The organism is Candidatus Binataceae bacterium, assembly GCA_035508495.1.
Lineage (GTDB): Bacteria > Desulfobacterota > Binatia > Binatales > Binataceae > JASHPB01.
Window position 1 is genome coordinate 1 of record DATJMX010000067.1, and the last position, 22,980, is coordinate 22,980.

General features: G+C 61.9%; 23 protein-coding genes. 14 read left to right on the forward strand and 9 right to left on the reverse strand.

The annotated features are described in order from the left end of the window. The 3 genes from VMA09_19780 to VMA09_19790 all read left to right on the forward strand — a co-directional run. A partial coding sequence (locus tag VMA09_19780; protein HUA35860.1) for a hypothetical protein occupies positions 1 to 211 on the forward strand: 211 nt, incomplete at its 5' end. 34 nt (positions 212 to 245) lie between these two features. Further along, positions 246 to 1,100 carry an AraC family transcriptional regulator gene (locus VMA09_19785; protein ID HUA35861.1) on the forward strand — a complete coding sequence of 285 codons (855 nt, stop codon included), beginning with the start codon at positions 246 to 248 and terminating at the stop codon, positions 1,098 to 1,100. An 11-nt stretch (positions 1,101 to 1,111) separates the two neighbouring features. Continuing rightward, entirely contained in the window at positions 1,112 to 1,939 is an 828-nt protein-coding gene (locus VMA09_19790) for a prolyl oligopeptidase family serine peptidase (protein HUA35862.1), read from the forward strand. 148 nt (positions 1,940 to 2,087) lie between these two features. On the opposite strand, the gene uvrB is transcribed toward VMA09_19790, so the two are convergent. Further along, positions 2,088 to 4,334 carry an excinuclease ABC subunit UvrB gene (uvrB, locus tag VMA09_19795; protein HUA35863.1) on the reverse strand — a complete coding sequence of 749 codons (2,247 nt, stop codon included), beginning with the start codon at positions 4,332 to 4,334 and terminating at the stop codon, positions 2,088 to 2,090. A gap of 374 nt (positions 4,335 to 4,708) precedes the next feature. On the opposite strand from uvrB, the gene VMA09_19800 reads away from it, so the two are divergent. Both VMA09_19800 and VMA09_19805 read left to right on the forward strand, forming a co-directional pair. Continuing rightward, a complete protein-coding gene (locus tag VMA09_19800) occupies positions 4,709 to 5,416 on the forward strand; it encodes an OmpA family protein (GenBank protein HUA35864.1) in 708 nt (235 codons plus the stop codon). 280 nt (positions 5,417 to 5,696) lie between these two features. After that, positions 5,697 to 6,263, forward strand: coding sequence for a hypothetical protein (locus VMA09_19805; GenBank protein HUA35865.1), 567 nt, complete (start codon positions 5,697 to 5,699; stop codon positions 6,261 to 6,263). An 85-nt stretch (positions 6,264 to 6,348) separates the two neighbouring features. On the opposite strand, the gene VMA09_19810 is transcribed toward VMA09_19805, so the two are convergent. The 5 genes from VMA09_19810 to pgeF are packed head-to-tail and all read right to left on the reverse strand — an operon-like array spanning position 6,349 to position 10,798. Beyond that, on the reverse strand, positions 6,349 to 7,566 hold the full coding sequence (locus VMA09_19810; GenBank protein HUA35866.1) for an acyl-CoA dehydrogenase family protein: 1,218 nt from the start codon (positions 7,564 to 7,566) through the stop codon (positions 6,349 to 6,351). Between the two features lie 30 nt (positions 7,567 to 7,596). Beyond that, on the reverse strand, positions 7,597 to 8,706 hold the full coding sequence (locus VMA09_19815) for an acyl-CoA dehydrogenase family protein (protein HUA35867.1): 1,110 nt from the start codon (positions 8,704 to 8,706) through the stop codon (positions 7,597 to 7,599). A gap of 37 nt (positions 8,707 to 8,743) precedes the next feature. Further along, positions 8,744 to 9,850, reverse strand: a complete 1,107-nt coding sequence (locus tag VMA09_19820) for a Gfo/Idh/MocA family oxidoreductase (GenBank protein HUA35868.1) — start codon at positions 9,848 to 9,850, stop codon at positions 8,744 to 8,746. Then, complete coding sequence (locus VMA09_19825; protein HUA35869.1) at positions 9,843 to 10,004, reverse strand: hypothetical protein; 162 nt, start codon at positions 10,002 to 10,004, stop codon at positions 9,843 to 9,845. Before VMA09_19825 ends, VMA09_19820 begins: the two co-directional genes overlap by 8 nt. Continuing rightward, positions 10,001 to 10,798: a peptidoglycan editing factor PgeF gene (pgeF, locus tag VMA09_19830; GenBank protein HUA35870.1), complete on the reverse strand. Its 798-nt coding sequence runs from the start codon at positions 10,796 to 10,798 to the stop codon at positions 10,001 to 10,003. The genes VMA09_19825 and pgeF overlap by 4 nt, the downstream gene beginning before the upstream one ends. A 109-nt stretch (positions 10,799 to 10,907) precedes the next feature. Here pgeF and VMA09_19835 point away from each other — a divergent pair, with 109 nt between their 5' ends. The 4 genes from VMA09_19835 to VMA09_19850 all read left to right on the forward strand — a co-directional run bounded on the left by VMA09_19835 (position 10,908) and on the right by VMA09_19850 (position 15,360). Then, complete coding sequence (locus VMA09_19835; protein ID HUA35871.1) at positions 10,908 to 11,090, forward strand: hypothetical protein; 183 nt, start codon at positions 10,908 to 10,910, stop codon at positions 11,088 to 11,090. Positions 11,091 to 11,104: 14 nt separating this feature from the next. Continuing rightward, positions 11,105 to 13,999, forward strand: coding sequence for an excinuclease ABC subunit UvrA (gene uvrA, locus VMA09_19840; GenBank protein HUA35872.1), 2,895 nt, complete (start codon positions 11,105 to 11,107; stop codon positions 13,997 to 13,999). A gap of 282 nt (positions 14,000 to 14,281) precedes the next feature. Then, the gene (locus tag VMA09_19845) at positions 14,282 to 14,473 is read left to right on the forward strand and encodes a hypothetical protein (GenBank protein ID HUA35873.1); all 192 of its coding nucleotides are present in this window, start codon (positions 14,282 to 14,284) and stop codon (positions 14,471 to 14,473) included. Continuing rightward, positions 14,473 to 15,360 (forward strand): RluA family pseudouridine synthase, encoded by an 888-nt coding sequence (locus VMA09_19850; GenBank protein ID HUA35874.1) that lies wholly within the window; start codon positions 14,473 to 14,475, stop codon positions 15,358 to 15,360. Before VMA09_19845 ends, VMA09_19850 begins: the two co-directional genes overlap by 1 nt. Before the next feature lie 7 nt (positions 15,361 to 15,367). Here VMA09_19850 and VMA09_19855 read toward each other — a convergent pair whose 3' ends face one another. Then, positions 15,368 to 15,652 carry a hypothetical protein gene (locus VMA09_19855; protein HUA35875.1) on the reverse strand — a complete coding sequence of 95 codons (285 nt, stop codon included), beginning with the start codon at positions 15,650 to 15,652 and terminating at the stop codon, positions 15,368 to 15,370. Positions 15,653 to 16,153: 501 nt separating this feature from the next. Between VMA09_19855 and VMA09_19860 the strand changes: the two genes are divergently transcribed. Continuing rightward, positions 16,154 to 18,067, forward strand: a complete 1,914-nt coding sequence (locus VMA09_19860; protein ID HUA35876.1) for a TolC family protein — start codon at positions 16,154 to 16,156, stop codon at positions 18,065 to 18,067. Between the two features lie 122 nt (positions 18,068 to 18,189). On the opposite strand, the gene VMA09_19865 is transcribed toward VMA09_19860, so the two are convergent. Together VMA09_19865 and VMA09_19870 are read right to left on the reverse strand one after the other, a co-directional pair. Next, positions 18,190 to 18,603, reverse strand: coding sequence for a nuclear transport factor 2 family protein (locus VMA09_19865; GenBank protein ID HUA35877.1), 414 nt, complete (start codon positions 18,601 to 18,603; stop codon positions 18,190 to 18,192). Positions 18,604 to 18,640: 37 nt separating this feature from the next. Next, positions 18,641 to 19,855 (reverse strand): CoA transferase, encoded by a 1,215-nt coding sequence (locus VMA09_19870; protein HUA35878.1) that lies wholly within the window; start codon positions 19,853 to 19,855, stop codon positions 18,641 to 18,643. Positions 19,856 to 19,952: 97 nt separating this feature from the next. On the opposite strand from VMA09_19870, the gene VMA09_19875 reads away from it, so the two are divergent. From VMA09_19875 to purN, 4 genes are read left to right on the forward strand one after another with little or no spacing between them, the layout of a single operon-like run. Next, entirely contained in the window at positions 19,953 to 20,690 is a 738-nt protein-coding gene (locus tag VMA09_19875) for a ComF family protein (protein ID HUA35879.1), read from the forward strand. Then, positions 20,687 to 21,256: a methyltransferase domain-containing protein gene (locus VMA09_19880; GenBank protein ID HUA35880.1), complete on the forward strand. Its 570-nt coding sequence runs from the start codon at positions 20,687 to 20,689 to the stop codon at positions 21,254 to 21,256. Before VMA09_19875 ends, VMA09_19880 begins: the two co-directional genes overlap by 4 nt. 5 nt (positions 21,257 to 21,261) lie before the next feature. Further along, on the forward strand, positions 21,262 to 22,296 hold the full coding sequence (gene purM, locus VMA09_19885; protein HUA35881.1) for a phosphoribosylformylglycinamidine cyclo-ligase: 1,035 nt from the start codon (positions 21,262 to 21,264) through the stop codon (positions 22,294 to 22,296). 18 nt (positions 22,297 to 22,314) lie between these two features. Next, positions 22,315 to 22,980 carry a phosphoribosylglycinamide formyltransferase gene (gene purN / locus VMA09_19890; GenBank protein ID HUA35882.1) on the forward strand — a complete coding sequence of 222 codons (666 nt, stop codon included), beginning with the start codon at positions 22,315 to 22,317 and terminating at the stop codon, positions 22,978 to 22,980.

The window sequence follows — 22,980 nt, forward strand, 5'->3', positions numbered from 1 at the left end:
TGTCGATGAAGGTTCGTTACTGTCGGATGAAATACTTGTCTGGGCTGAAACGCGCCGGCGGACCCTTGGAGAGCTTTCGCTTGAATCACTGCCGAAGGCCTACCAAGCACTTGGGACAGACACGATCTCAACCACCGCGCTAGGGCTCTACAAGTCCTGCGGTTTCGTCGCGGTGGATCGCGCCAGCTACTACGTGAAGCACATGCGATAGCGTCCTCGAACTGGTGAAGCTAGATTCGAAAACGATGCCCACTGCCACCTTGCTCTCACGCGATTCGATCTCGGTCACGGAGTTTCACTGCGATACCGTGCCAGGTGAGAAGCCGTTCGCGGAATTGCATCACAGCTATTCGCTGTCGTACGTACGACGCGGCAGCTTCGGATATCGCGCACGCGGCAAGTCGCATGATCTCGTCATCGGCTCGATTCTGGTCGGCTATCCGGACGACGAATACGTCTGCACGCATGAGCATCGATGCCGCGACGAGTGCCTTTCGTTTCATTTCAAGCCCGAGCTCATCGATGCGGTCGGCGGCAACCCGCGCGCATGGCAGAGCGGCGCGCTTCCTCCCGTTCCGCGGATGATCGTGCTTTGCGAGCTGGCGCAGGCCGCTGCCCGGGGGGTCAGCGACGTCGGCCTCGACGAGGTTGGAATGTGGTTGGCGGCGATATTTTCGCGCGGAGTCGCCGAACAGCATCGTCTGGCCAGGCAGGTCACCGCGCGTGAACGAAATCGCGCCGTCGAGACTGCGCTCTGGATCGATTCTAATTCAGAGCGGGCGCTGAATCTCGATCGCGCGGCGGACCGCGCCGGTCTCAGTCCGTTTCATTTTCTGAAATCGTTTTCGCGCGTGCTCGGAGTCACACCGCATCAGTACCTTGTGCGTTCGCGATTGCGCCGTGCGGCCCGGATGCTCGCCGAGGATGAACGATCGATCACCGCTACCGCCTTCGATTCCGGCTTCGGTGATATCTCCAACTTCGTGCGCACTTTTCATCGCGCGGCGGGCATGTCGCCGCGCGCGTTTCGCGCCGCGTCGAAAGGCGAGCGGCAACTGGTGCGCGAGCGCTTGGGCAACACGGTCTCCGCTCGGGTTTGATCCTTTCAACCGTGCGGACTCGTAAAGCACTCCTACCATTTCTGCTCTTCGCGGCGCTGGCTCTGACTGCGCATGCGCCGCTCGCGGATTCTCCCGACAAAGGCGACGCGATCCACGTGCGGGGTGGGCCGTGGACGCTGGCCGCGCGGGTGTTCAAGAGTGAGCATCTTTCAGCACGCCCGCATCTGATCGTCGTGCTGCATGGCGATGCGCCCGGCGTCAATCCAACGTATCAATACAATTTCGCGCACGAGGCGGCTTCATCGATCGACGATGCAATCGTCGTCGCGCTTATGCGGCCCGGCTATGCCGACGGCAAGGGCCTCGCGAGCGAGGGCAATATCGGCTGGAAGCTCGGCGACAATTACACATCGGACAGGATCGAGAGCATCGTCGATGCGGCGCGCGCTCTGCTCAAGCAATACGACGCGAGCGATCTCACACTGGTCGGGCATTCCGGCGGCGCGGCGATCTCGGCAGATATTCTCGGGCTATATCCCGGTGTTGCGACGCGAGCATTGCTCGTCTCGTGCCCGTGCGACGTGCCCGCGTTCCGCTGGAGCATGATAAAGTTTCAATGGAATCCATTGTGGCTCATTCCGGTCAGCAGCGTCTCGCCGCAAAACGAGGTGAGTGCGATTCCCAAAAGCACGCGCGTACGGATGGTGGTTGGCGCGAATGATCCCGTGACACCCGAGCCACTCACGCTTGCCTTCGCACGCGCGCTCAGGGCGCGCGGAGTGCCGGTGACGGTGACGATTCTGCCAAAGCTCGGCCACGAGATTTTGCTCGAGCCGGCGACGCTCGATCAGCTCAAAGATTTAATGCGTGGCGCATAAGCAGCGCACGACCTCGATGCTAACAAAAGGTGGCGTGGAAAAGATTCCGCGCGATCAATGGCGGGCAGGGAAGCCCACCCCAGTATTCTTTTCTTTTAGAAGAAAACTCACTTCGTGCCCTTGGCGCCTTTGTGGTGATCTTTTTCTTCTACTTCGGACCGTCGGGCACCAACTTCAGCTTGCCCTGGCGCGCTGGGCGATTTGAACTGGATGCCGCCGCGGATGCGGCGCCCGTAGCGGCGCCGGCGCCGCGCTTGCCGCCCGATTTCATCAGGAAACCCTGGTCGGGTTTCTTGCGCCCCTTCGATGCTTCGTTCGCATTGCGATGCGCTGTGCCGGGCGCTTGCGCCACGACGGGAGGATGCGCCTGGTCCATGCCGAAGACTTTGCGCTCGAGTTTTTTGATCTGGTCGCGCAGCTCGGCGGCGCGCTCGTACTCGAGGTTGTCCGCCGCTTCCATCATTTCCTGGCGCAGCGCCGTGATTCGATCGGGCAGCTCGTGCGCTGGAATCAGCTCTTCTTTGGAGGGCTTGTCGTCTTCGACTTCGGGCACGACCGCCCACTCCGGCGAATACATCTCGACCAGAGACGCATCGATCGCCTTGGTGATCGATTGCGGCGTGATGCCGTGTTCTTCGTTGTAGGCGGTCTGCTTCGCGCGTCGGCGATTAGTCTCGCCGATCGCCCGCTCCATCGAGCCCGTGATTTTGTCGGCATACATGATCACGCGGCCGTTGATGTTACGCGCGGCGCGGCCGATGGTCTGGATTAGAGAGCGCTCCGAGCGCAGATAGCCTTCCTTGTCGGCGTCGAGAATCGCGACCAGCGAAACCTCCGGCAAATCGAGGCCCTCGCGCAACAGGTTGATGCCGACCAGCACATCGAAATCGCCCTTGCGCAGGCTGCGGATGATCTCGACGCGCTCGATCGTCTCGATATCGGAATGCAGGTAGCGCACGCGGATGCCGAGGTCGTGGTAGTAGTCGGTGAGATCCTCGGCCATTTTTTTAGTGAGACATGTAACGAGCACACGCTCGTTAACCGCCAGGCGCTTGCGGATTTCTTCGAGCAGATCGTCGACCTGCGTGCCCGCCTTGCGCACTTCGATCTCGGGATCGATTAACCCCGTCGGCCGGATGAGCTGCTCGACGATGAGGCCGCTCGACTTCTCCATCTCGTAGTCGCCGGGCGTGGCAGATACGTAAACCGCCTGATGGACGTGCGATTCCCATTCCTCGAAATTCAGCGGCCGGTTGTCGAGCGCCGACGGCAGACGGAATCCAAAATCGACCAGCACCTGCTTGCGCGAGCGATCGCCGCGATACATTCCGCCGATCTGCGGAATCGTGACGTGGCTCTCGTCGATGAAGAAGAGCGATTCCTTTGGGAAGTAATCGAGCAGCGTCGGCGGCGGCTGTCCTGGAGAACGTCCGGTAAGGTGGCGCGAGTAATTTTCGATTCCGGGGCAGAAGCCCATCTCGGCGAGCAGCTCGAGATCGTACATCGTGCGCTGCTCGAGGCGCTGCGCTTCGAGCAGGCGATTTTCAGTGCGAAACAACTCGAGGCGATCCTTAAGCTCCGCGCGAATTCCGACCACCGCTTTTTCCATCCGATCGCTGGTCGTCACGTAATGCGACGCTGGATAAATCGCGACGCTTTGCAGCTTGCGCAACACCTTGCCGCGCAACGAATCGATCTCGGAGAGCGCTTCGACCTGGTCGCCGAAGAACTCGATACGCAGCGCCCGGCTTTCTTCGTAGGCGGGAAAGACTTCGACGATATCGCCGCGCACGCGGAAAGTGCCGCGATGGAAATCGTAATCGTTGCGCTGGTAATGGATATCGACCAGCTTGCGCAGCACGCGATCGCGATCGACGGTCTGGCCCTCGTCGAGAAACACCAGCATCTCGAAGTACGCTTCCGGCTCGCCGAGGCCATAGATGCACGACACCGACGCGACGATCAGCACGTCGTTGCGCTCAAGCAGCGCCTTGGTCGCGGAATGCCGCAGCTTGTCGATCTCGTCGTTGATGCTGGAATCTTTCTCGATATACGTATCGGTCGACGCGACGTAAGCTTCGGGCTGGTAATAATCGTAGTACGAGACGAAGTAGCGGACGGCATTTTCAGGAAAAAGGCTTTTGAATTCGTTGTAAAGCTGGGCGGCGAGTGTCTTGTTCGGCGCCATCACGAGCGTGGGGCGATTCACCCGCGCGATAACGTTGGCCATCGTAAACGTCTTGCCTGATCCCGTTACGCCCAGCAGCACCTGATGCGGCACCTGATCGTTGACGCTGCGCACGAGAGAATCGATGGCCGCAGGCTGATCGCCCTCGGGCCGATAACTCGACACCAGCTTGAAGACGCCCTCTTTGCCGCGCGCTAGAGAAAGCATGGATAGGCAGGATTGTAGCAGGCCGCGCAACCTGTTCCGAACTGCGAAATTAAATGGCGATCCACACGGGATCCTGCCATCGGCACCTCCCGGCATCACCCGGATGATTGATTATTTAGCATCAAAAGACGCGGCAGGCAGTTGATCTGACGGTTCGCGCCAGCTATGAGCATAAGGGCGGCTAAAGAAGAACCAACGGCTGGGGGAGGTTCTTCGATGAGTTCGGTTCATCTTCGCGTAACGCGACGTTAAGAACCGGGTTGCATTTCTAGCCGGATTGTATCTATATTCCCCCGGCAATTGGACTTTAATCGCGTGTAGCGGCGCGTGAGGGGTTCGAACCGCGTCAACTCGCACTGGGTGAGGAGGAGTTCATGAGACTTAGGTCAGGGCTGTTGAAAACGGTCGTCGCAGTGGCCGGGGGAGCCTTTCTCGCGAGCGCACTTGGAGGCTGCTCATATCTTCAGCAGCCACGTAAGTGGGGAAGCTGCGCGATTATCGGGGGTATGATCGGCGCCGGTGCTGGCGCGGCCTCGGGTATCGTAATTTACGACAATTCTCGCAACGGCGAAAACAATGATGGCAGGGCTTGGTCGGGCGTCGGTGGTGCCGCGGCAGGCGCACTCGTAGGCGCGTTGGCCGGACATTACCTGTGCGACGAGGTTATTCAGCCTCCGCCGCCGCCTGCTCCGCCACCGCCTCCTCCGCCGCCTCCACCTCCTCCGCCACCTCCTCCGGTTAAGCAGAAGATCGTTCTGCGCGGCGTACACTTCGACTTCAACAAGTACAAGATCCGCCCCGGCGACGCGGCGATTCTGGATGAGGCTGCTGCAACTCTGAAGGCCAATCCGAACGTCACGATCAACGTGAACGGATACTGCGACGCGATCGGCAGCGAGGAGTACAACCTCAAGCTATCCGACCGGCGTTCCAACGCAGTCGTGAAGTATCTGGTTGACCAGGGCATTCCTGAAAGCCGGCTGATTCCGCACGGCTACGGCAAGACGGACTTCGTCGCGCCGAACGACACTGCGGAAGGACGCGCACAGAACCGCCGCGTCGAGCTGGTTCCGGTCGAGTAACCGCTCTGAAATAAGGGCCTGAAAAGCGGCCGCAGTCTCATAAAGAGGCTGTGGCCGCTCCTTTTTGTAGCTCCGCCTGAAATCGGCAGCCGCGGGCGGGAGTCAATCTTCTACGCCATCCGCTGCTAGAAGTAGACAAAATTTTCTTTTCAGGTGATGCCTTTGACCAGCGAATCCGCTATTGTTCGCTCCGTAAATTTCTGAGGTCCGACTTGAAGGCTAACGCGAAAGACTGATTCACTTAGGGGGTCTAGCTATGCCGCCTGTACGTTTTCATAAATTGAGCCTTACGATAGCGACGGCAGGTATCGCCGCGACGATTTGGGCCGTCCCGGCGTTCTGCCAGGATTCCGCTTCATCGAGCACGCCCGCGGCCGTCGCAGCAATCGAGCCCGCGACAGGCTCGCAGGATTCTGCCGCCTCGACCAATACGGCGACGCCGAAGAAGCACACGCTCCGCCAGAAAATCAAAGAAATGGTCGACGCGGTGCCGGGCCGCCTGAAGATGGATCGCGACTTCAAGATCGCGTCCGCGCTCTTCCCCTCGTTCTGCCAGCATTGGCAGAAGGACCTCCAGGACCGCGAATCCAACAATCGCACCCATCTAGCCTTCGTCTCAAAAGACGGCTACCAGACCGCGACCTACACCGGCTACGGCAAGATCGAAGAATGCGAGTCCCACCAGTCGCGGCAGGGTTTCTCGATCGGGAAAATCACGTACGAGGAATTCCAGTATTACGTGGTCGGTAAGACCCCGGACGAAGCGATGCACGCCGATCCCAAACCGGTCAGCGATACGCACACTACAGAGCTCTTCCGCTGGGACAACAACAAATGGTTCTACTAAACCGCTGACGCGAATATCCAAACCATCAGACAAGCGCCGCTGGAAAGATCCAGTGGCGCTTTTGTCTTCAGCAAGGGGGATCTGATTAGTTCAATTCCTTGCTGCCGTAGCCGAGGATTCGGCGGGCTACGATTATCATGTTGATCTGCTGGGTGCCTTCGAAGATGTCGTTGATCTTGGCATCGCGCATCCATTTCTCGAGCAGGTACTGGCGCGAGTAGCCGAGGGGGCCTAAAAGCTCGACAGCTTTCTGTGTGATTTGCGTCACGACGAGGCCGGCCTTGGCTTTTGCCATCGAGGCTTCGAGGTTGTTGCGCTTGCCGGTATCGAGCATCCAGGCGGCGCGCCAGGTCAGCAGGCGGGCGGCTTTGAGCTGCACTTCCATTTCCATGAAATCGCGCTCGAGCGCGGTGAGCCGGCGCTGTGAGATGCCGTAGCGTATCTCGACCTTCTGCTCTTTCAGGAAATCGCGGACGAAATCGAGCGCGGCGCGCCCCACTCCGATCGCCATCGCGGCCACGATCGGGCGCGTCGCGTCGAAGGTCGCCATCACGTCCTTGAAGCCGCCCTCGCGCTTCACTTCGGCGCTGCCGAGGATGTGATCGAGCGGAATTTTGCAATTGTCGAACACGATCGCCGCCGTGTCCGAGGCCCGGATGCCCATCTTGTCCTCGACGCGAATCACCGACATCCCGGGCGTGTTGTGATCGACGACGAACGGCTTGATTCCGGCGCGGCCCGCGGTCGCATCGACGGTCGCCCACACTACGACGAAGCCTTCGGATTTTTCTGCTGCCATCTCGCCGCCGGTGCAGAAAATCTTGGTGCCGTTAATCACCCAGTTATCGCCGTCGCGGACGGCCGTGGTTTTGACCGCGGCCGAATCGGAACCGAAGTGCGGCTCCGTGATCGCCATCGCACCCCACTTGGGCTTGCCCTCGGAGAAGCGCTTCAGGAAACGCGCCTTCTGCTGCGGTGTTCCCGCCGCCATCACCGCCGCGCCGCCGAGTCCCGAGTTGGGCGTGGAGAGGAATAAGCCCGCATCACCCCAGCACAGTTCCTCGGTGCTGAGCACGGTATAGAGGTTGCGCAGCTTGGGCCCCGAATCTTTCTCGTCCGACTTGGTCGGCGCGCCGACATCGGCGAGCGCCTGCGCCTGCCACATCGTTTCGTAAAATTGCCAGGGCTTTTCGTGTTCCTTTTCGTCGTACTCGCGCGAGATCGGCCGCATCATGTTCTCGGCGACCATGTGATACATCTGCAAGCGCTTCAGGACCTGCGGTTCGAGTTCGAAATCGATCATCGTCGTATCTCCATTGAATCCTGAATTCAGCTACACCGTGGCGATGCCGTCGATCGCCGCGAGCCCACGCGCGTTGCGCAGCCACATCTCGACCGGATGGTCGCGCACGTAGCCGTGACCGCCAAGGCATTGCACAGCATTGTCGGTGACTTTGAGCGCGCTGGCCGCGACGTAATTCTTTGCGAGGTAGGACTCCTCGAGCGCGTCCTCACCCTTGTCGAGGCGCGACGCCGCTTCCCATACCAGCAGGCGCGCCGCGTCGATCTCGATCGCCATGTCGGCCAGGATAAACGCGATCGCCTGCTTCTGCGCGATAAACACGCCGAACGCCTTGCGCTCCTTGGCGTAGTCGCGCGCGTAGTCGAACGCCGAGCGCATCAGGCCGACGCCGAACGCGGCGATCGCGATTCGCGCCTCGGACATCAGGCGCGAAAAGTTGATGCCCTTATCGCCGCCGAGCCGCGCCAGAGCGCCCACGCTGCAGTTCTCGAGCGTCACGCCGTGGGTGGCGAGGCCCTTGAGGCCCATGTTCTTCTCGCGCTCGGAAATCTTGAGGCCCGCGGTATCGCGCGGCACCAGAAACGCATCGACGCCGGCGAATCCCTTCGACGCATCGCTCGCAGCGTACACAAGCAGCGTATCTGACTCAGCCGCGAGTGGAACGTTGCACTTGACGCCGTTCAGGATCCATCCCACGCCGTCGCGCTTGGCCGTGGTCTGAATCGCAGTGAGATCGAAATCGAATTTCGGTTCGATAATCGCGGCGGCCGCGGCGACGAAGTTCGCGCCGCTGAATTGCTTCAGCATGCGAGCCTTCTGCTCGTCGGTGCCCATCTCGGCGACGGGAAATGCAACGAGGCGGGGAGCCAGGATATGAAACCCGATACTGATATCGCCGTAGCCAAGCTCTTCGGCAATCAGCGCGCCCGTAATCGCCGAGCGCGTGTCACCGCCGCCACCGTATTGCTCGGGAAGCGGCCCGCTGGTGAGGCCGAGTTGCCACGCCTGCGCGATGAGTTCGGCCTGAATCTTGCCGGTCTCGTCGGCCTCGCGCGCAGCCTTGCGAATCTGCTCGCTAGCGAAAGCGCCGACGCTGTCGCGAATCATCTGCTGTTCTTCGGTGAGTTCGAAATCGATCATTAAGCTGAACGATCCTTTTCGGAATTAACCTGTGGATTTAACTTTGTATTTCGATGGGAAGCGCGAGGCGAGCCGATTCATATGCGGCCTCGACAAGGCGCTGGACGCGCACGCCCGCGTCGAACTCGGGATAGGGCTCGGCGTCGCCGCGCAGTGCCGCGATAAAGACCGCGTCTTCGAGCGCATACGGAACGGCGCGCGCGTCGAGGAATGGTGCGAGGTACGGCCGCTCGGCGCGAATGATTTCCTCAAAGCGGCGCTTCACCTCGGCCTCGGCAATCACTTCGTCGGCCGCGTTGGCGCCACGCTGGATCGTGATTGTGCCCGTGGCGTCGAAATCGCTCGCGATAAACAGATTCTCGCAGAAGACTTCGATGCGCCGATTGCTCGAACGGCCGATCATGTTGTGCCAGATAGATACGAGGTGCGCGTCGAAGCCGGCGGCGAACTCGAAATCCGTCGTGCCGAAATCCTCGACGCCCGTGGCGCCGCGGCGATTTCGCGTCCGGCAGTAGAGCCGCGAGACCGGCCCGAACATCCAGGTGAACAGATCGAAATCGTGAACGCTATGCTCGATCAGCGTGCCGCCTGCCGTGAGCGACGGATCGTTGCGCCAGCCGCTCGCATGCACGCCGCGAATCGGAAAGTCCTGGTCATCGCGCATCGTAGCCGCGAGCACCCTGCCCGCTTCCGGTGCGGCTATTAGCGCCTTCATCACGGTGTAGACGGGCGAGAATCGCAGCACGAGGCCGACCTGGCTGACCACGCCCGCAGCTTCGATCGCGTTGCGCATCTCGATCGCCTCGGCCGCCGACATCGCCAGCGGCTTTTCGCAGAAGATATGCTTACCCGCGCGCGCCGCCGCGATACACACCTCGCGATGCATCGCCGTCGGCGTGCAGATCCAGACCGCGTGGATCGATGCGTCGTCGAGGATCTGCTGCGCCGACGCGAGCGCCCGCGCGCCCGGCCATCGCGATTCGAGCTTCTCGGCCTCAGCATGGACCGCATCGGCGACGGCAACGACGCGCACGCTCTGCTCGGTGCGATCGGCGATCTGCCGCAGCATCATCGAATGCGTCTGGCCGATAAGGCCCGCCCCGATGATGCCGATCCGAATTTGTCCGGAAATCCTGTCAGCCATCGGAATTGTTCGGCGGCTGACGCCGCATCCGCTCGGCCTCGCGCTTGCGGCTGTACTTGCGCTCGTCCTCGGCGACGCGCGTGGGAGGCGCCGTCGGCTTACGAATCTTGGAGATTAGACCCAGTTGCCGACCAGCTTTTTTGCGCGCACTCATCGCGCGTCCTTCATGCCGATGAAGCTGAGTTGCAAGCCGGTCTGGCGTCCACCCGCGGCGCGGCGCGAGAAAAACTTGTCGGACTCGCACTTCGTGCATGGCCCGATGCTCCAGATGTTTTCGAGTTCCACGCCCGCGCTCTCGAACTGATCTTTAATGATACCGCGCAGATCGAGATAGGCCTTGCCCGGCAGCCCGGCGCGGCGATGCCGCACGGCGCCCGGAATCTCGCGCGCAAATCGCTCGCCGAGCGACGCGTCAACCTCGAAGCAGCAGAGCCCAATCGAAGGGCCCATCGCGATCTGCATATTCGCAGTGCGAGCGCCGAGCGAATTCATCGAACTGAGTCCTGAGTTCACGATACCCGCGACGAGCCCACGCCATCCGGCGTGCAGAGCGCCGATCACGCGGCGCTCCTTATCGGCCATCAGGATCGGCACGCAGTCGGCGGTGAAGATCCCCAGCGCGATTCCCGGCTCCGTCGTCACCATGCCGTCTCCGCTGAGACGCTCGCCAGCATTGCCGCTGGTGATCTGATGAATCTCAACGCCATGAGTCTGATTGAGCGTTGTGACGCGGCCCATAACCGATAGTTCTCGCTTGAGCGCCTCCCAGTTACTATCGACGGCTTCGCTCTGATCGCCCACCCACTGCGATAGATTCATCGAGGCGTAGGGACCGGCACTCGCGCCGCCGAGCCGGCCCACGAAGCCGAGATAAAATGATTCGTCGTCCCATGCGCGCAGGATCGGAACGGCGCCCTTGCCTGTTGATGAATCTGTCGAGTTGGTCACGGCGGGTTGTTCGCTCCCGAAAGGATAACCTATAATTTTGATCTTTGGAATTTGGCGTTTCGACACTCCTATGAATGGCTATCAGTACCTGGTCCAGAGAAACCGCTTGATGCAGCAGCTCGAGCAGGAGCTGGCAGCCATAGCGAACCTTCCAACGGCAGAACGCGCCAAGGAACGCACTCGTCTCGAAGCCCAATTCGACCTGCGGCTGCGCGAGCTCTATTCACAGGTCGCGGAAGAATATCCGGGCGAACGCAAGAAGAAAGCGCGTCCCATCGAGGACCCGCACTAGCGCTGGGTGCTCGCTTGGAAGGCTCGATCAGTATCCGCGGAGCGCGCACTCACAATCTCGCCGACATTTCCCTTGAGATTCCGCGCGGCGAGCTTACCGTCGTCACCGGCGTTTCCGGTTCGGGCAAATCGAGCCTCGTGTTCGATACGCTCTATGCCGAGGGCCAACGCCGCTACGTGCAAAGCCTCTCGACCTACGCGCGGCTGTTCCTGGAGCGGATGGATCGGCCCGACGTCGATTCAATCTCGCAGATTCCGCCGGCGCTCGCACTTAAACAGAAGAACACGATAAAGAACGCGCGCTCGACCGTCGGCACCGTCACCGAGATCAGCGATTACCTGCGCCTCCTCTACGCGACCGTCGGCCGCACGATTTGCCCGAAATGTAATATCGAAGTGCGGCGCGATTCCGTCGAGAGCGCCGCGCAGCAGATCATCGGCGCGCCTGGCCTCTACGTTGTGATCGCGCCGTTCAACACCGGCTCGCGCACGCTTGCCGATGCGGCCAGCTATTTGGTGCAGAACGGCTACCACCGTATTTGGAACGATGGTGCGATCACCGAGACGGGCGCGCTCGCCGACGCGGAATCGTCCACGGAATCGCGCCCCAGCGAGATGCTCGCCGTCATCGTCGATCGGATTTCCGTCATAGGCGAGTCGGAGAACGAGCGGATTCGCGAGGCGCTCGAAAAGGCTTTCTATCTCGGCGGCGGATGCGCGCGCGGCGTGCGCGTCGAGCGCGAGAACGGCACGATGCACGCGCAGGCCACGCTCGAATTCGATCGCCGCTTCAATTGCTCGCGATGCGGCACGGCGTTCGCCGAGCCCAGCTCCGCTCTCTTCTCATCCAACAGCCCGATCGGCGCCTGCGCCGAGTGCGAGGGCTTCGGCCGCACCGTCGAGCTCGATCTGGAAAAGGTAATACCCAATCCGAATCTCTCGCTGCGCCAGGGATTGATAGCGCCGTGGCGAACGCCCGCCTATCGCGAGATGAGCGAGTGGATGCTGAAGCTGGCGCGCCGGCGCCGCATCCGCATCAACGCCCCGTTTCGCGAGATGACTGACGAGGAGCGCGTCTGGCTGCTCGACGGCGACGAAGGTCCGCGCGACGCATGGGATCCCGAGAAGTGGCCGGGCGTGCGCGGCTTCTTCAAGTGGCTCGAAGGCCGCCGCTACAAAACTCACGTTCGGATTCTGCTCGCCAAATATCGCCGCTTCGTCACCTGCGCAGTATGCGCCGGCTCGAAACTCAAGGCCGAGGCGCTCACGGTTCTCGTCGATCGAAAATCGATCGCCCAGGTCTCCGCGATGACGGTGCGCGACCTCGCCGTATGGCTCGACGAAATCGCCGCGTCGCCCCAGCTTCAGGCGCGCGCCGGAACGATCCTGCGCGAGCTGCGCAATCGAATCGGCTATCTCAGCGAAGTCGGTCTCGGCTATCTCAGCCTCGAGCGCCAGGCGCGGACGCTGTCCGGCGGCGAAGCGCAACGGATCCATCTCGCTAGCGCGCTCGGCAGCCTGCTTATCGGCACGCTCTATGCCCTCGACGAGCCGACCGTTGGCCTGCATGCGTCGGATTCGCGGCGCCTGCTCGCGGTCCTGCGTCATCTGCGTGACTTCGGCAACACGGTGGTCGTGGTCGAGCATGATCCCGCGATGATCGAGGGCGCCGATCATGTCGTCGAGCTCGGACCCGGCGGCGGCAGCGAAGGCGGCCGCATCATCTTCGAGGGCTCGCCAAAGAAGTCGCGCCTCGAAAGCGTCGCCGCCACGCCCGGCCGCGTGCTCCTGATGCGCGCGCTGTCGCGCGAGCGCAAATTCACCCGCCGCGATCCCGCGATTCGAATCATCGGCGCAACCGAGCACAATCTACGCGGCGTTGATGCCGCCTTCCCGCTCGGCCGTATGACCTGCGTCACTGGCGTCTCGGGCTCGGGCAAATCGACGCTGGTTGAGGATGTCCTCTACAACAATTTTGAGCGCCGCGCAGGCGACACTTCGGTCGAGCCCGGCACATGCAAGCGAATCGACGGCTTCGAGCAGATCGCCGAGATGATTCACATGGGGCAGGAGTTGCCGACGCGCTCGATGCGCTCCAATCCCGCCACGTATCTGAAGATCTACGACGACGTCCGCAAGCTTTTCGCGTCAAGCGCCGAGGCGCATCGGCTGGGCGTACAAGCGCGGCATTTCTCGTTCAACGTCGCAGGCGGGCGATGCGAAAAATGCAGCGGCACCGGGACGGTCACGATCGAGATGCATTTCATGGCCGACATTGACGTGAAATGCGACGCGTGCGACGGCCGCCGCTTCCAGAGTCATATCCTAGCGATTCGCTATCACGGCCGGAACATCGACGAAGTGCTCGATCTCACGGTCGACGAGGCGCGGACGTTCTTTGCGCATTCGAAATCCGCGATGCAGCGGCTGGAGGCGCTGTCCGCAGTCGGGCTCGGTTACCTACGCCTCGGACAAACTACGTCAACCCTATCGGGCGGCGAGGCGCAGCGGCTCAAGCTCGCGCGCTTCCTGCTCGCCGACCTCGAGCCCGCTCCTCTCAACGACCAGGGCAAGCGCCTGCCGCGGATGTTCCTGCTTGACGAGCCGACTACAGGGCTCAGCTCCTCCGACGTGCGGCGGCTGCTCAAAGTGCTCGCGCGCCTGGTCGCCGAAGGCAATACACTGGTTGTTATCGAGCATAACCTGGAGTTCATCGCGCACGCCGACTACGTGCTGGATCTCGGACCGGGCGGCGGCGACGAGGGCGGTCAGATCGTCGCAAGCGGCAGCCCGATCCAGGTCGCGGCCAATGAAAAATCGCTCACCGGCCGCGAACTGCGCCGGATGTTCGGGCTGCCGCAAAAAACCCGCGCCATGCGCACCGCACTCCGCACGGCAGCGGGCGGCTGACGACGATGAATGCCCCCACTCTGATACGGCGCAATTTAATTTTGTCATCCGGAGCGACGTCGACGGATCTTGGAAGCACCCAAAGGGGCCGGTGCCAAACATCGCGCGCAGCGCCTTCATAATGTACGGGCGCTATCGCGCCGGATGTCCGGAACCGGCCCCTTCGGAGCCACCGAGATCCCATTCGACTTCGCAAACTCCGCTCAGGATGACGGAATGGATGGCAGCCAACGAGTAGAATTAGGGTGGAGAAGTGAGCCTTCGACGGATGACAACTCAAAGATGACTAACAGTCATGTCTCGATTTTCTCGCGAGTTCTGAGCAGAGGATCGCGCGGATCGGTGCAGCCGCGCTTCCTCGATGTGGTCGTTGCCGTGGCGCTGCTCGGAGTCCTGCTCTATGCGGCGTGGCGCGAGTTCCCGACTTACAACCTGGCCGCAGCGCCTGCGCCGGCCGCTCAATCATCGCGCTGATGGCGGAGCGCGAGCGTCTCGATCGCTACCTGGTACGTAGCGGAGCGGTCGCATCGCGGCGCGCCGCCGATGAGTTGATCGCGAGCGGCGGCGTCACGATCAATGGCCGGCGTCCGCGCAAGAGCGACCTTGTTTCTTCCAACGATACGATCGAAGTCGCCGCGCCTGAGAGACTTGACCCGATCGTTGCCGAGCCGCTGCTCGCGGTCGAAGTTCTCTACGAAGACGCCGCCACGATCGTTGTGAACAAGCGCGGCGGCATTCCATGCCATCCGCTCAAGGCTGGCGAGGTCGGCACCGTCATGAATGCTGTCGTCGCCTGCTATCCCGAGACTGCAGCGGCCGGGCCCAAGCCGCTTGAAGGCGGCCTCGTTCATCGCCTCGACAATGGGACGTCGGGAGCGCTGATCATCGCGCGCAATCGCGAGGCTTACGCCATCCTTCACAATGCGATTCGCAGCGGTGCGGTTGCGCGCGAGTACCTGGCTCTTGTCGCAGGCAACGTCGCGCGGGCGATGATGCTCGACGCACCAATTGCTCATCATGCGAAGAATGCGAGGAAAATGATGCTCGGCGCGGAGGGCTCGAGCCGCAAACGCGCCGGGCGGGCGGCATATTCAGCCGTCGAGCCGAAACGTCGCGTCGGCGAGTTCACGCTGGTCACGATCGCGCCGCGCACCGGCAGCCGTCATCAGATTCGCGTGCATCTGGCGAACGCGGGGTATCCGATCATTGGCGATACGCTGTACGGCGGTCCACCGCACGACGCACTCGCGCCCGGCCGCTTCTGGCTTCATCTGACCAGAATCAGTTTCGAGTCAGCGGCGGGAGTCCGCGTCAGCGTCGAAGCTCCCCTGCCAGCGGATTTGAAATCTCTCCTGCGCTAGCGCGCAATCAATCGCAGGCGCAGCGCGCGCACTGCTGCTGGATCGTATACTCCGCAGTGCCGAGAGGATTGATTGTTATCGCGCTGTTGGTGAGCGTGCCGCCGACAGTTGCGTACCTGTTGAATGCCGTGCCGTTGTAAAGCGTCGGCGCAGAAGCGAATGGGCTGGCTTGTTGGGCGATATAAGGCGACCGCGCGTGGGCGTTGGTTTTGTACGCTACACACGCGGTGCTCGCTTGCTGGTCGGCGACAAAGTAATTCGCGGCCGGAACGGTGCCGGCCCATGCCGTCATGAGTCCAGCGCTGCCGCAAGTACAGCGGAAAACCCGTGGCGTCGGCATTGGAGTTGCCAGCGCGCTGCGAAGCGTTCCCGGTCCAGGCAACAGCGAGGGCAGCGCGCCGATTGTCGCAAACGCGGCCGGCTGACCAGGAGCCGCCGGCGGGACCAGCGCCGCGTTTGGCGCCGCCGCAGTTTGTGCTAGTGCGCGTGAGGGTTCCCTTGACTCGCTGAGCACAAGGATAAAAATCGGGACCGAGATCAGGAGCAATAGCGCTGAACGCAACACACGCATTTTTGTTTCGTCTTCTCTCCTGCCCGGTTTGGTATTGTTCGCGCGAATCGGCAGACTTCGCGCACGGCCTTGGCTATAATCGCGGCCCAAATGATGCCGCGCAAGAGCACGGCGTCATTGGTCTGGTGCTTGGGACGCTCTACTCGCAGGCACGATTATGGAAGTAGTTGTAGGTAAGGACATCGCGGCCGGCGCGGGAGCGCGACACAAGGAGGTTCCGAAGTGAATTCCCTCAGTAAAAATCTGATCGCTACCCTGGTGATTGCTCTGAGCCTCGCGATCAGCGCATCGAGTGGCTGGTCGCAGGACGGTAGCGGGCTCAAGGTCACGGGCTCGTTGCCCCAGAATCCGCTGCCGCCCCCCTCGACCAGCGGGCCGATCCAGCTGCAGCACACGCTGCCGGTCGGCCAGCAGGAAACGGGAAACCAGACGGTACCGAACACCGACGCCAATCAGTTCGAGCACAGCGATTCTGTCGTGAGTATCCCGCGGATGCTTGGCAACCAGTGGTCGGTGGGCAAGACCGTTCCGCCCGAGAACCTGATCAGCGGGCGCTATATCCGCTCGCTCGACACCGAGGCGCGTTCGCTGACGCTGAAGGAAGCGATCTATATTGCGCTGCGCAACAATCCCGCGCTCGCGTCGGCGCAGCTCGATCCAGTCGCGGCAGTCGAGACGATTCGCCAAGCCAACGGCACCTTCGATCCGAACATGACGGCCCAGGGCGACATCATCAAAAGCGCGTCCCCGACGACGTCATCACTGCAGACCGGCGGCGCCGATGTCTACACGCAGAAGTATTACGATTGGAACTTCGGCATTAACAAGGTGTCAGCAATCACCAACGGCAACTTTGGCGTGACCTTCGACAACGAACGGGCACTCACTAACTCCGCGTTTGCCGCGGTCAATCCGTCGTACACGCCGAACCTCGCGCTCTCCTTGTCGCAGCCGCTGCTACAAAACTTTGGCTGGCAATTCGCAACCATCAACGTGCGCATCGCCGAGTCGGGCCAGAAGCAGGCACAATGGAACTACGGTCAGTCGCTGCAAGACTTCGTATTGAAGATCGGGGCCGAATATTGGCAGGTGGTGCTCTCAGAGGAGAACCTCGAAGTCGCACGCGCAGCGCTGCGATTCAATGAAGATCTGGTGCGTCAGAACGCGATCTCGGTCAAAGTCGGCACTCTGGCGCCGATCGATTTGCAGGAAGCCCAGTCTGCTGCGGCAACCGCCGAGGCCAACGTCTACACCGCGGAAGCGAATCTGCGCAACGCGCGCATCCAGCTCCGCGAAGATGTGATGCTGAACCCCTACGGCACGTTCATCCCCGAGGACCTCGAGCCGATCACGCGGCCCAATCCGCAAGAGATAATCGCGGCCGACGAAGAGCGCGCCCTTGAGCTGGCCGTCCAGTACCGGCCCTCGCTCGGCGGCTTGCGCGAAGCGATCCGCACTTCGCTGCTACAGGTGAAGTTTGCCGAGAACCAGGTGCTGCCGCAGCTCAACCTCGGCACGCAGATCGGTATCAACTCAACAGCGGGAACCGCACCCTGCCTCGAGAACTTCAGCTCTGCGCAACCAAGCAATTGTACAGCCAGCGTCAATCCGACGCTCGCCGGTACGCGCCTGCCTTTCGGCGGAATCTACGGCGATGCGCTGAACCGGCTGTGGAGTTTCGGATTCTACAACTATGCGGCAGTGCTCACGTTCCAGTTGCCGATTGCCAATGCCGTCGCGCGATCTGCTCTGGCGCAGGCGCGAATTCTCTACGAGCAGCAGCGGCTGAACTATCGTGCATCGCTATCGCAGACCGTGGTCGATGTGCAGAGCTCGCTCGCGAACCTGTATGCCGATCAGAAGCGCGCCGCGGCCACCGCGCAGGCGACCTATTACGCGCGCCAGTCGCTGCATGACGAGCAAGTCCGCTTCCGCGTCGGCATGGCGACGACCCACGACCTCCTGCAGTTCCAGGAAGAGGAAGTGAACGCCGAGGGCAACCAGGTCCAGGCGGAAACCGATCTCGAGAACGCCAAGCTCGCGCTCTACCATTCCGAGGGCACGCTGCTCCAGCAGTACCAGGTCAACTGGCAGGTAGTGAATCCGCACGAAGTCCCCTGGTACGCCGCGTTCTAGAGGAAGGCAGGCAGACCAGATTAACCATTAAGGCACGAAGACACTAAGTAAAAGTTTTAACGGGCGGCGCAAAGCGCCGCCCGCCTTCGTGTCTTTGTGGTGATTTCCTTCTTGACCGACCGTCAGCGCGAGCCGAGGATCGTTACGCAGCGGCTCAGGAAGCGCCAGCCTGCGGGGGTTTTGCGCAGGACGTCGGTGTAGAAACCGACGGTCCCTTGCTGGATGTGCAGGTCCTTGCAGTGGAAGTACGAGAAGTCGCAGCATCCCGACGCGCGCTCGCCTTCGATCTTCAGCAGCAGGTTATGCACCAGATGAAGCGCGCGCGCGCCGCCGAGCGATTCGCGATACATCGCGGTGAACTTGTGCAACTCATCGCGGCCTGCGCGGCGGCCGAAGCGCGGGCTTTCGAACACTCCATCATCGGTGAAGCAGTCGAGCCATTCCTCGTAGCGGCCGTGGTCGAGCGACTGACAATAGCGAGAATAGAGGTCGTTGATTTCAGCGCGGTCTTCGATCGTTCCAGAAAGCGTTCCCATTTCGCGATAACTCCAAATCAGCCGCGCGCTCGCGGCGTCAGATAACATTCGCCTCGCGCAGCCGCGCGATATCGTCCCAGCTATAGCCGAGCATCTCGGTCAGGATCGTCTCGGTATGCTCGCCGAGTTCCGGGGCATGCCCGCGCGGCTCGCCCGGCGTTGCGCTGAGCTTCACCGGCATCCCGAGCAGCTCGACCGGGCCGTGCGTCGGATGCTCATGGCTCACGATGTAATCGTTCGCCTTGACCTGCGGATCGGTGGGCAGATCGTTCACCGAGTTGACGACGGTGTAGATGAAATCGCCCCCGGCTTTCAGCGCGCGCATCCATTCGTCGCGCGTTTTGGTGGCGAAGATCGGATCGAGGATACGAATCAGCTCCGCGCAGTTCTTGCCGCGCGTGCGCATCTCGGTGAAGCGCGGATCCGTCGCAAGCTCGGGCTTGCCAATCGTTTTACAGAAATCGTTCCAATATCGATCCGGCTGTAGCATCGCGAGGCTGAGCCACTTTCCGTCCGCGCATCGATAGTGATTCCACAGCGGGTTGAACGCGTGCTCGCGCGTGTTGCGGCCGAACTCCTTGCCGGTGAGCGTGCGCATGACGACGTTGAGGCCCTGCAGCGCGAGCATCGAGCCAAGATGCGACGCGTCGACTTCCTGGCCCTCGCCAGTCTTCTCGCGCGCGAAAAGCGCCGCCAGCACGCCGTATGCGAGCATCACGGCGCCCATCTGGTCGGCGATACCGCCGAAGATGTACGTGGGAATATCGCTGTCGATGCCGAGCGTGTTCATAATCCCCGAGCGCGCCTGTCCCAGGTAATCGAAGGAGGGCTCGCCGCTGTCGGGTCCCTGCGGGCCGTAGCCCGAAGCGCTCGCATAGATGATGCGCGGGTTGAGCTTACGCAGGTCCGCGTAGCCGAGGCCGAGCCGGCCCGCGACGCCTTTGCGGAAGTTCTGCACGAAGACATCGCTCATCGCCGCGAGCTTGTAGACGATCTCGCGCGCCTCGGGGCGTTTCAGATCGAGCGCGATACTCTGCTTGTGCTTGTTGTTCGCCTCGAAGTAGAAATTCAGCGCGCCCTTGGAGGCCGAGCCGCCCGCGACGGCGACGATACCGCGGCCGGGGTCGCCGCGCTCGCGCTCCTCGATCTTGATCACCTCGGCGCCAAGATCGGCGAGCATCTGCGTCGCCACCGGGCCTTGCTGCCAAATCGTCCAATCGACGATACGAATGCCTTCCAGAGGTCCCTTCATGGTCTCCTCTATACCACATCACGCGCGAAGTTGAGCCGCCAGCGAATCAGGTTTCCGAGCCGCTTGAGTTTGCCCGCTCGCGCTCCGAGAATTAAGCGTGGCCGCGGCGTTCCAGGAGTTGGTGAATTTTCTTTATCCTCCGCGATGCGCCGCGTGCGACGCTCCGTTCGACATATCGACGGACTATCGCGTCTGCGGCGATTGCCTGGCGCGGGTCGAGCCGGTACCGGGACCGCATTGCGAAATATGCGGCGGGCCGCTCGAATCGGTGATGAACGAGGAGCGGCTATGCGCGCGATGTATCGCGGAGCCGCCGTCGTTTCGGCGTGCGGTCGCGATCGCGCGATATCGCTCGAGGGCGGAGGACGAGCCCGGCACTCTGCCCGCGCTGCTGCGGCGGCATAAGTATGGCCTCGACCAGGCCGTCGGGCGTGCGCTCGCTGAGTATCTCGGCGATGAGCTGCCGATTCATCCGCAGGACTACGATGTCGTCGTGCCGATTCCGCTCCATCGGCGCAGACTATGGTGGCGCGGGTTCAATCAGTCCGCCCTGCTCGCATCCGAGATCGCAGCGAGGCTCGCGCTGCCGCTCGACGTGTCAGTGGTGATGCGAACGCGATTCACGCCGCCGCAGACGGCTCGCGATCATGACGCAGGTAAACGCAACGTGCGGCGAGCATTTATGGTTGCACGGCCAGCGCGAATCGCCAGCAAGCGCATCCTTCTAGTCGATGATGTCATGACGACGGGCGCGACCGTGGACGAATGCTCGCGCGCGATGCTGGCGGCGGGTGCGGCCTGCGTTGACGTGTTCACATTGGCGCGAGTGTTATGAACCGCGACGAACGCGCGTTGTGGAACGAGCGCCATCGAGGCAAATCCGCCGGAGATGCGGAGCCGTTCTTCGTCGAGATGCTGGCGCGGATGCCAAAGGGGCTGGCGCTCGATATCGCGGCGGGCCGGGGGCGTCACTCGATTCCGATGGCGCGGGCGGGCATGCGCGTCGTCGCCGTCGATATCGCCGACGCGGCGATGCGCGCGCTCAAGGCTGTTGTGGACAAGGAGCGGCTTGCCATATTTCCCGCTATCGCCAACTTGGATACTTTCTTTTTCGGGACTCGGTGCTTCGACGCAATCGTGAATACGAATTTCCTTGACCGCGCGCTGTTTCCGAAGTTTATCGACGCGCTCAAGCCAGGAGGAGTGTTGCTCGCAGATACCTTTCTTATCGATCAGGCCAGGACCGGTCATCCGCGCGATCCGCGCTTTCTCTTGAAGCATGGCGAACTGCGCGAGTTGATGAACGGTCTCGATATCGCCGTCTATCGCGAAGGACTGGTGACGTATCGCGACGGCAGCAGCGCGTGGCGCGGGTCGGCGCTCGGGGTGAAGAGGAGCTGAGTGCGATGGCGGAGATGACCTACAAATCGGCGGGCGTCGATATCGATCTGAAAGAAGCGCTCATCCCGATGTTCCGCAAGATCGCGCGGCAGACCTCGCATTCGCACGTGCTCGGCGGCGTCGGCGGCTTCGGCGCGCTTATCGGCCTCAATGGCGCGCGCGAGATGAAGTATCCGGTGCTGGTCGCGGGAACCGACAGCGTCGGAACCAAGCTCGCCATCGCGTTCATGACCGGGCGGCACGACACGATCGGAATCGACTGTGTAGCGATGTGCGTGAACGACATTATCTGCCACGGCGCCGCGCCGATGTTCTTCCTCGATTACATCGGCACCGGCAAGCTCAAGAGGCAGATCGCCGTCGATATCGTTAAAGGCGTGGCGCGCGGATGCGACCTCGCGGGCGCGAGCCTCGTCGGCGGTGAAACGGCGCAGCTCTCCGGACTCTACAAGCCGGGCGAATACGATCTCGCGGGCTTCGCCGTCGGCGTCGTCGAGCGCTCCAAAATCCCGGTGGCGGCGCGAATCAAGCCGGGTGACAGGATTATCGGGATCGCATCGAGCGGGCTGCATTCGAACGGATACTCGCTCGCACGCAAGGTGTTGCTGGATCACGCCAAGCTGAAGCCGGGCTCGAAAATCGCCGAGCTTGGAGGCACGCTCGCCGACGAGTTGCTCAAGCCGACGCTGATTTACTCGCGCGTCACCGGCGATTTGTTCGAAAAATTCAAGATTAAGGGCCTCGCGAATATTACGGGCGGCGGCGTGCTCGAGAATATCCCGCGCGTGATGCCCGAGGGCGTGATGGCAGTGCTGGAGCGCGGCTCATGGCCGGTGCCACCGATCTTCGACATGATCCAGCGGCTCGGCAAAGTTAGCCGCCACGAGATGGATCGTACGTTCAACAATGGCGTCGGCATGGCCGCGATCGTCGGTGCGTCAGAGGCCGATGGAGTCATCGCGCACTTAAAGCGCCGCAAGTTCGGGGCGCATCTTATCGGCGAGATCCGCCGCGGCAAGCGCCAGGTCGTCATCGCGTGAGCGCGCGAGCGAATCGCGATGGCTGAGCGTCCACCTGTCCGCCTCGGCGTGCTGATTTCCGGCCGCGGCAGCAACCTGCAGGCGATTGTCGAGGCGATCGAGCGCGGGGACCTGAGCGCCAAGGTGCAAATCGTGATTTCGAATCGCGCCGACGCCGCCGGCCTAGAGCGCGCGCGCAATCACGGTATCGAGACCGCGATCATCGACCATCGCAAGTTTGCCTCGCGCGAGGATTTCGATCGTGCCGTCCTCGCCACTCTCACGGCGAAATCGGTCGAGCTCGTGCTGTGCGCGGGATTCATGCGGCTCTTGTCGCACGTGATGCTCGAGGCGTTTCCCAATCGCATCCTCAACACGCACAACGCACTGCTGCCGGCGTTTCCCGGAATTCACGGCCCGCGCGACGCGATCGAGCACGGCGTCAAAATCGCGGGATGCACGGTGTTCTTCGTTACCGAGGGTGTCGATACGGGTCCGATCATTATTCAGGCCGCGGTACCGGTGCTGGCCGACGACTCCGAGGAAACACTCGCGGCGCGGATCGTCGCGCAGGAACATCGTATCTTCCCCGAGGCGATTCGGCTCTATCAGCAGGGCCGCCTCAAGATCGTCGGCCGCAAGGTGGAGATTCTCGGCGACGCCGCGGAGGACTCCCGCTCACTCATCAATCCTGAACTTCGCTGA

Bases quoted from the DNA above. Each gene is read 5' to 3' on its own strand.
- VMA09_19845 (HUA35873.1), top strand. From the start codon at position 14,282: ATGACTAACAGTCATGTCTCGATTTTCTCGCGAGTTCTGAGCAGAGGA.
- purM (HUA35881.1), top strand. From the start codon at position 21,262: ATGGCGGAGATGACCTACAAATCGGCGGGCGTCGATATCGATCTGAAA.
- VMA09_19785 (HUA35861.1), top strand. From the start codon at position 246: ATGCCCACTGCCACCTTGCTCTCACGCGATTCGATCTCGGTCACGGAG.
- uvrB (HUA35863.1), bottom strand. From the start codon at position 4,334: ATGCTTTCTCTAGCGCGCGGCAAAGAGGGCGTCTTCAAGCTGGTGTCG.
- purN (HUA35882.1), top strand. From the start codon at position 22,315: ATGGCTGAGCGTCCACCTGTCCGCCTCGGCGTGCTGATTTCCGGCCGC.
- VMA09_19855 (HUA35875.1), bottom strand. From the start codon at position 15,652: ATGACGGCATGGGCCGGCACCGTTCCGGCCGCGAATTACTTTGTCGCC.
- VMA09_19800 (HUA35864.1), top strand. From the start codon at position 4,709: ATGAGACTTAGGTCAGGGCTGTTGAAAACGGTCGTCGCAGTGGCCGGG.
- VMA09_19825 (HUA35869.1), bottom strand. From the start codon at position 10,004: ATGAGTGCGCGCAAAAAAGCTGGTCGGCAACTGGGTCTAATCTCCAAG.
- VMA09_19815 (HUA35867.1), bottom strand. From the start codon at position 8,706: ATGATCGATTTCGAACTCACCGAAGAACAGCAGATGATTCGCGACAGC.
- VMA09_19810 (HUA35866.1), bottom strand. From the start codon at position 7,566: ATGATCGATTTCGAACTCGAACCGCAGGTCCTGAAGCGCTTGCAGATG.
- VMA09_19850 (HUA35874.1), top strand. From the start codon at position 14,473: ATGGCGGAGCGCGAGCGTCTCGATCGCTACCTGGTACGTAGCGGAGCG.
- VMA09_19835 (HUA35871.1), top strand. From the start codon at position 10,908: ATGCAGCAGCTCGAGCAGGAGCTGGCAGCCATAGCGAACCTTCCAACG.
- VMA09_19880 (HUA35880.1), top strand. From the start codon at position 20,687: ATGAACCGCGACGAACGCGCGTTGTGGAACGAGCGCCATCGAGGCAAA.
- VMA09_19820 (HUA35868.1), bottom strand. From the start codon at position 9,850: ATGGCTGACAGGATTTCCGGACAAATTCGGATCGGCATCATCGGGGCG.
- VMA09_19870 (HUA35878.1), bottom strand. From the start codon at position 19,855: ATGAAGGGACCTCTGGAAGGCATTCGTATCGTCGATTGGACGATTTGG.
- VMA09_19865 (HUA35877.1), bottom strand. From the start codon at position 18,603: ATGGGAACGCTTTCTGGAACGATCGAAGACCGCGCTGAAATCAACGAC.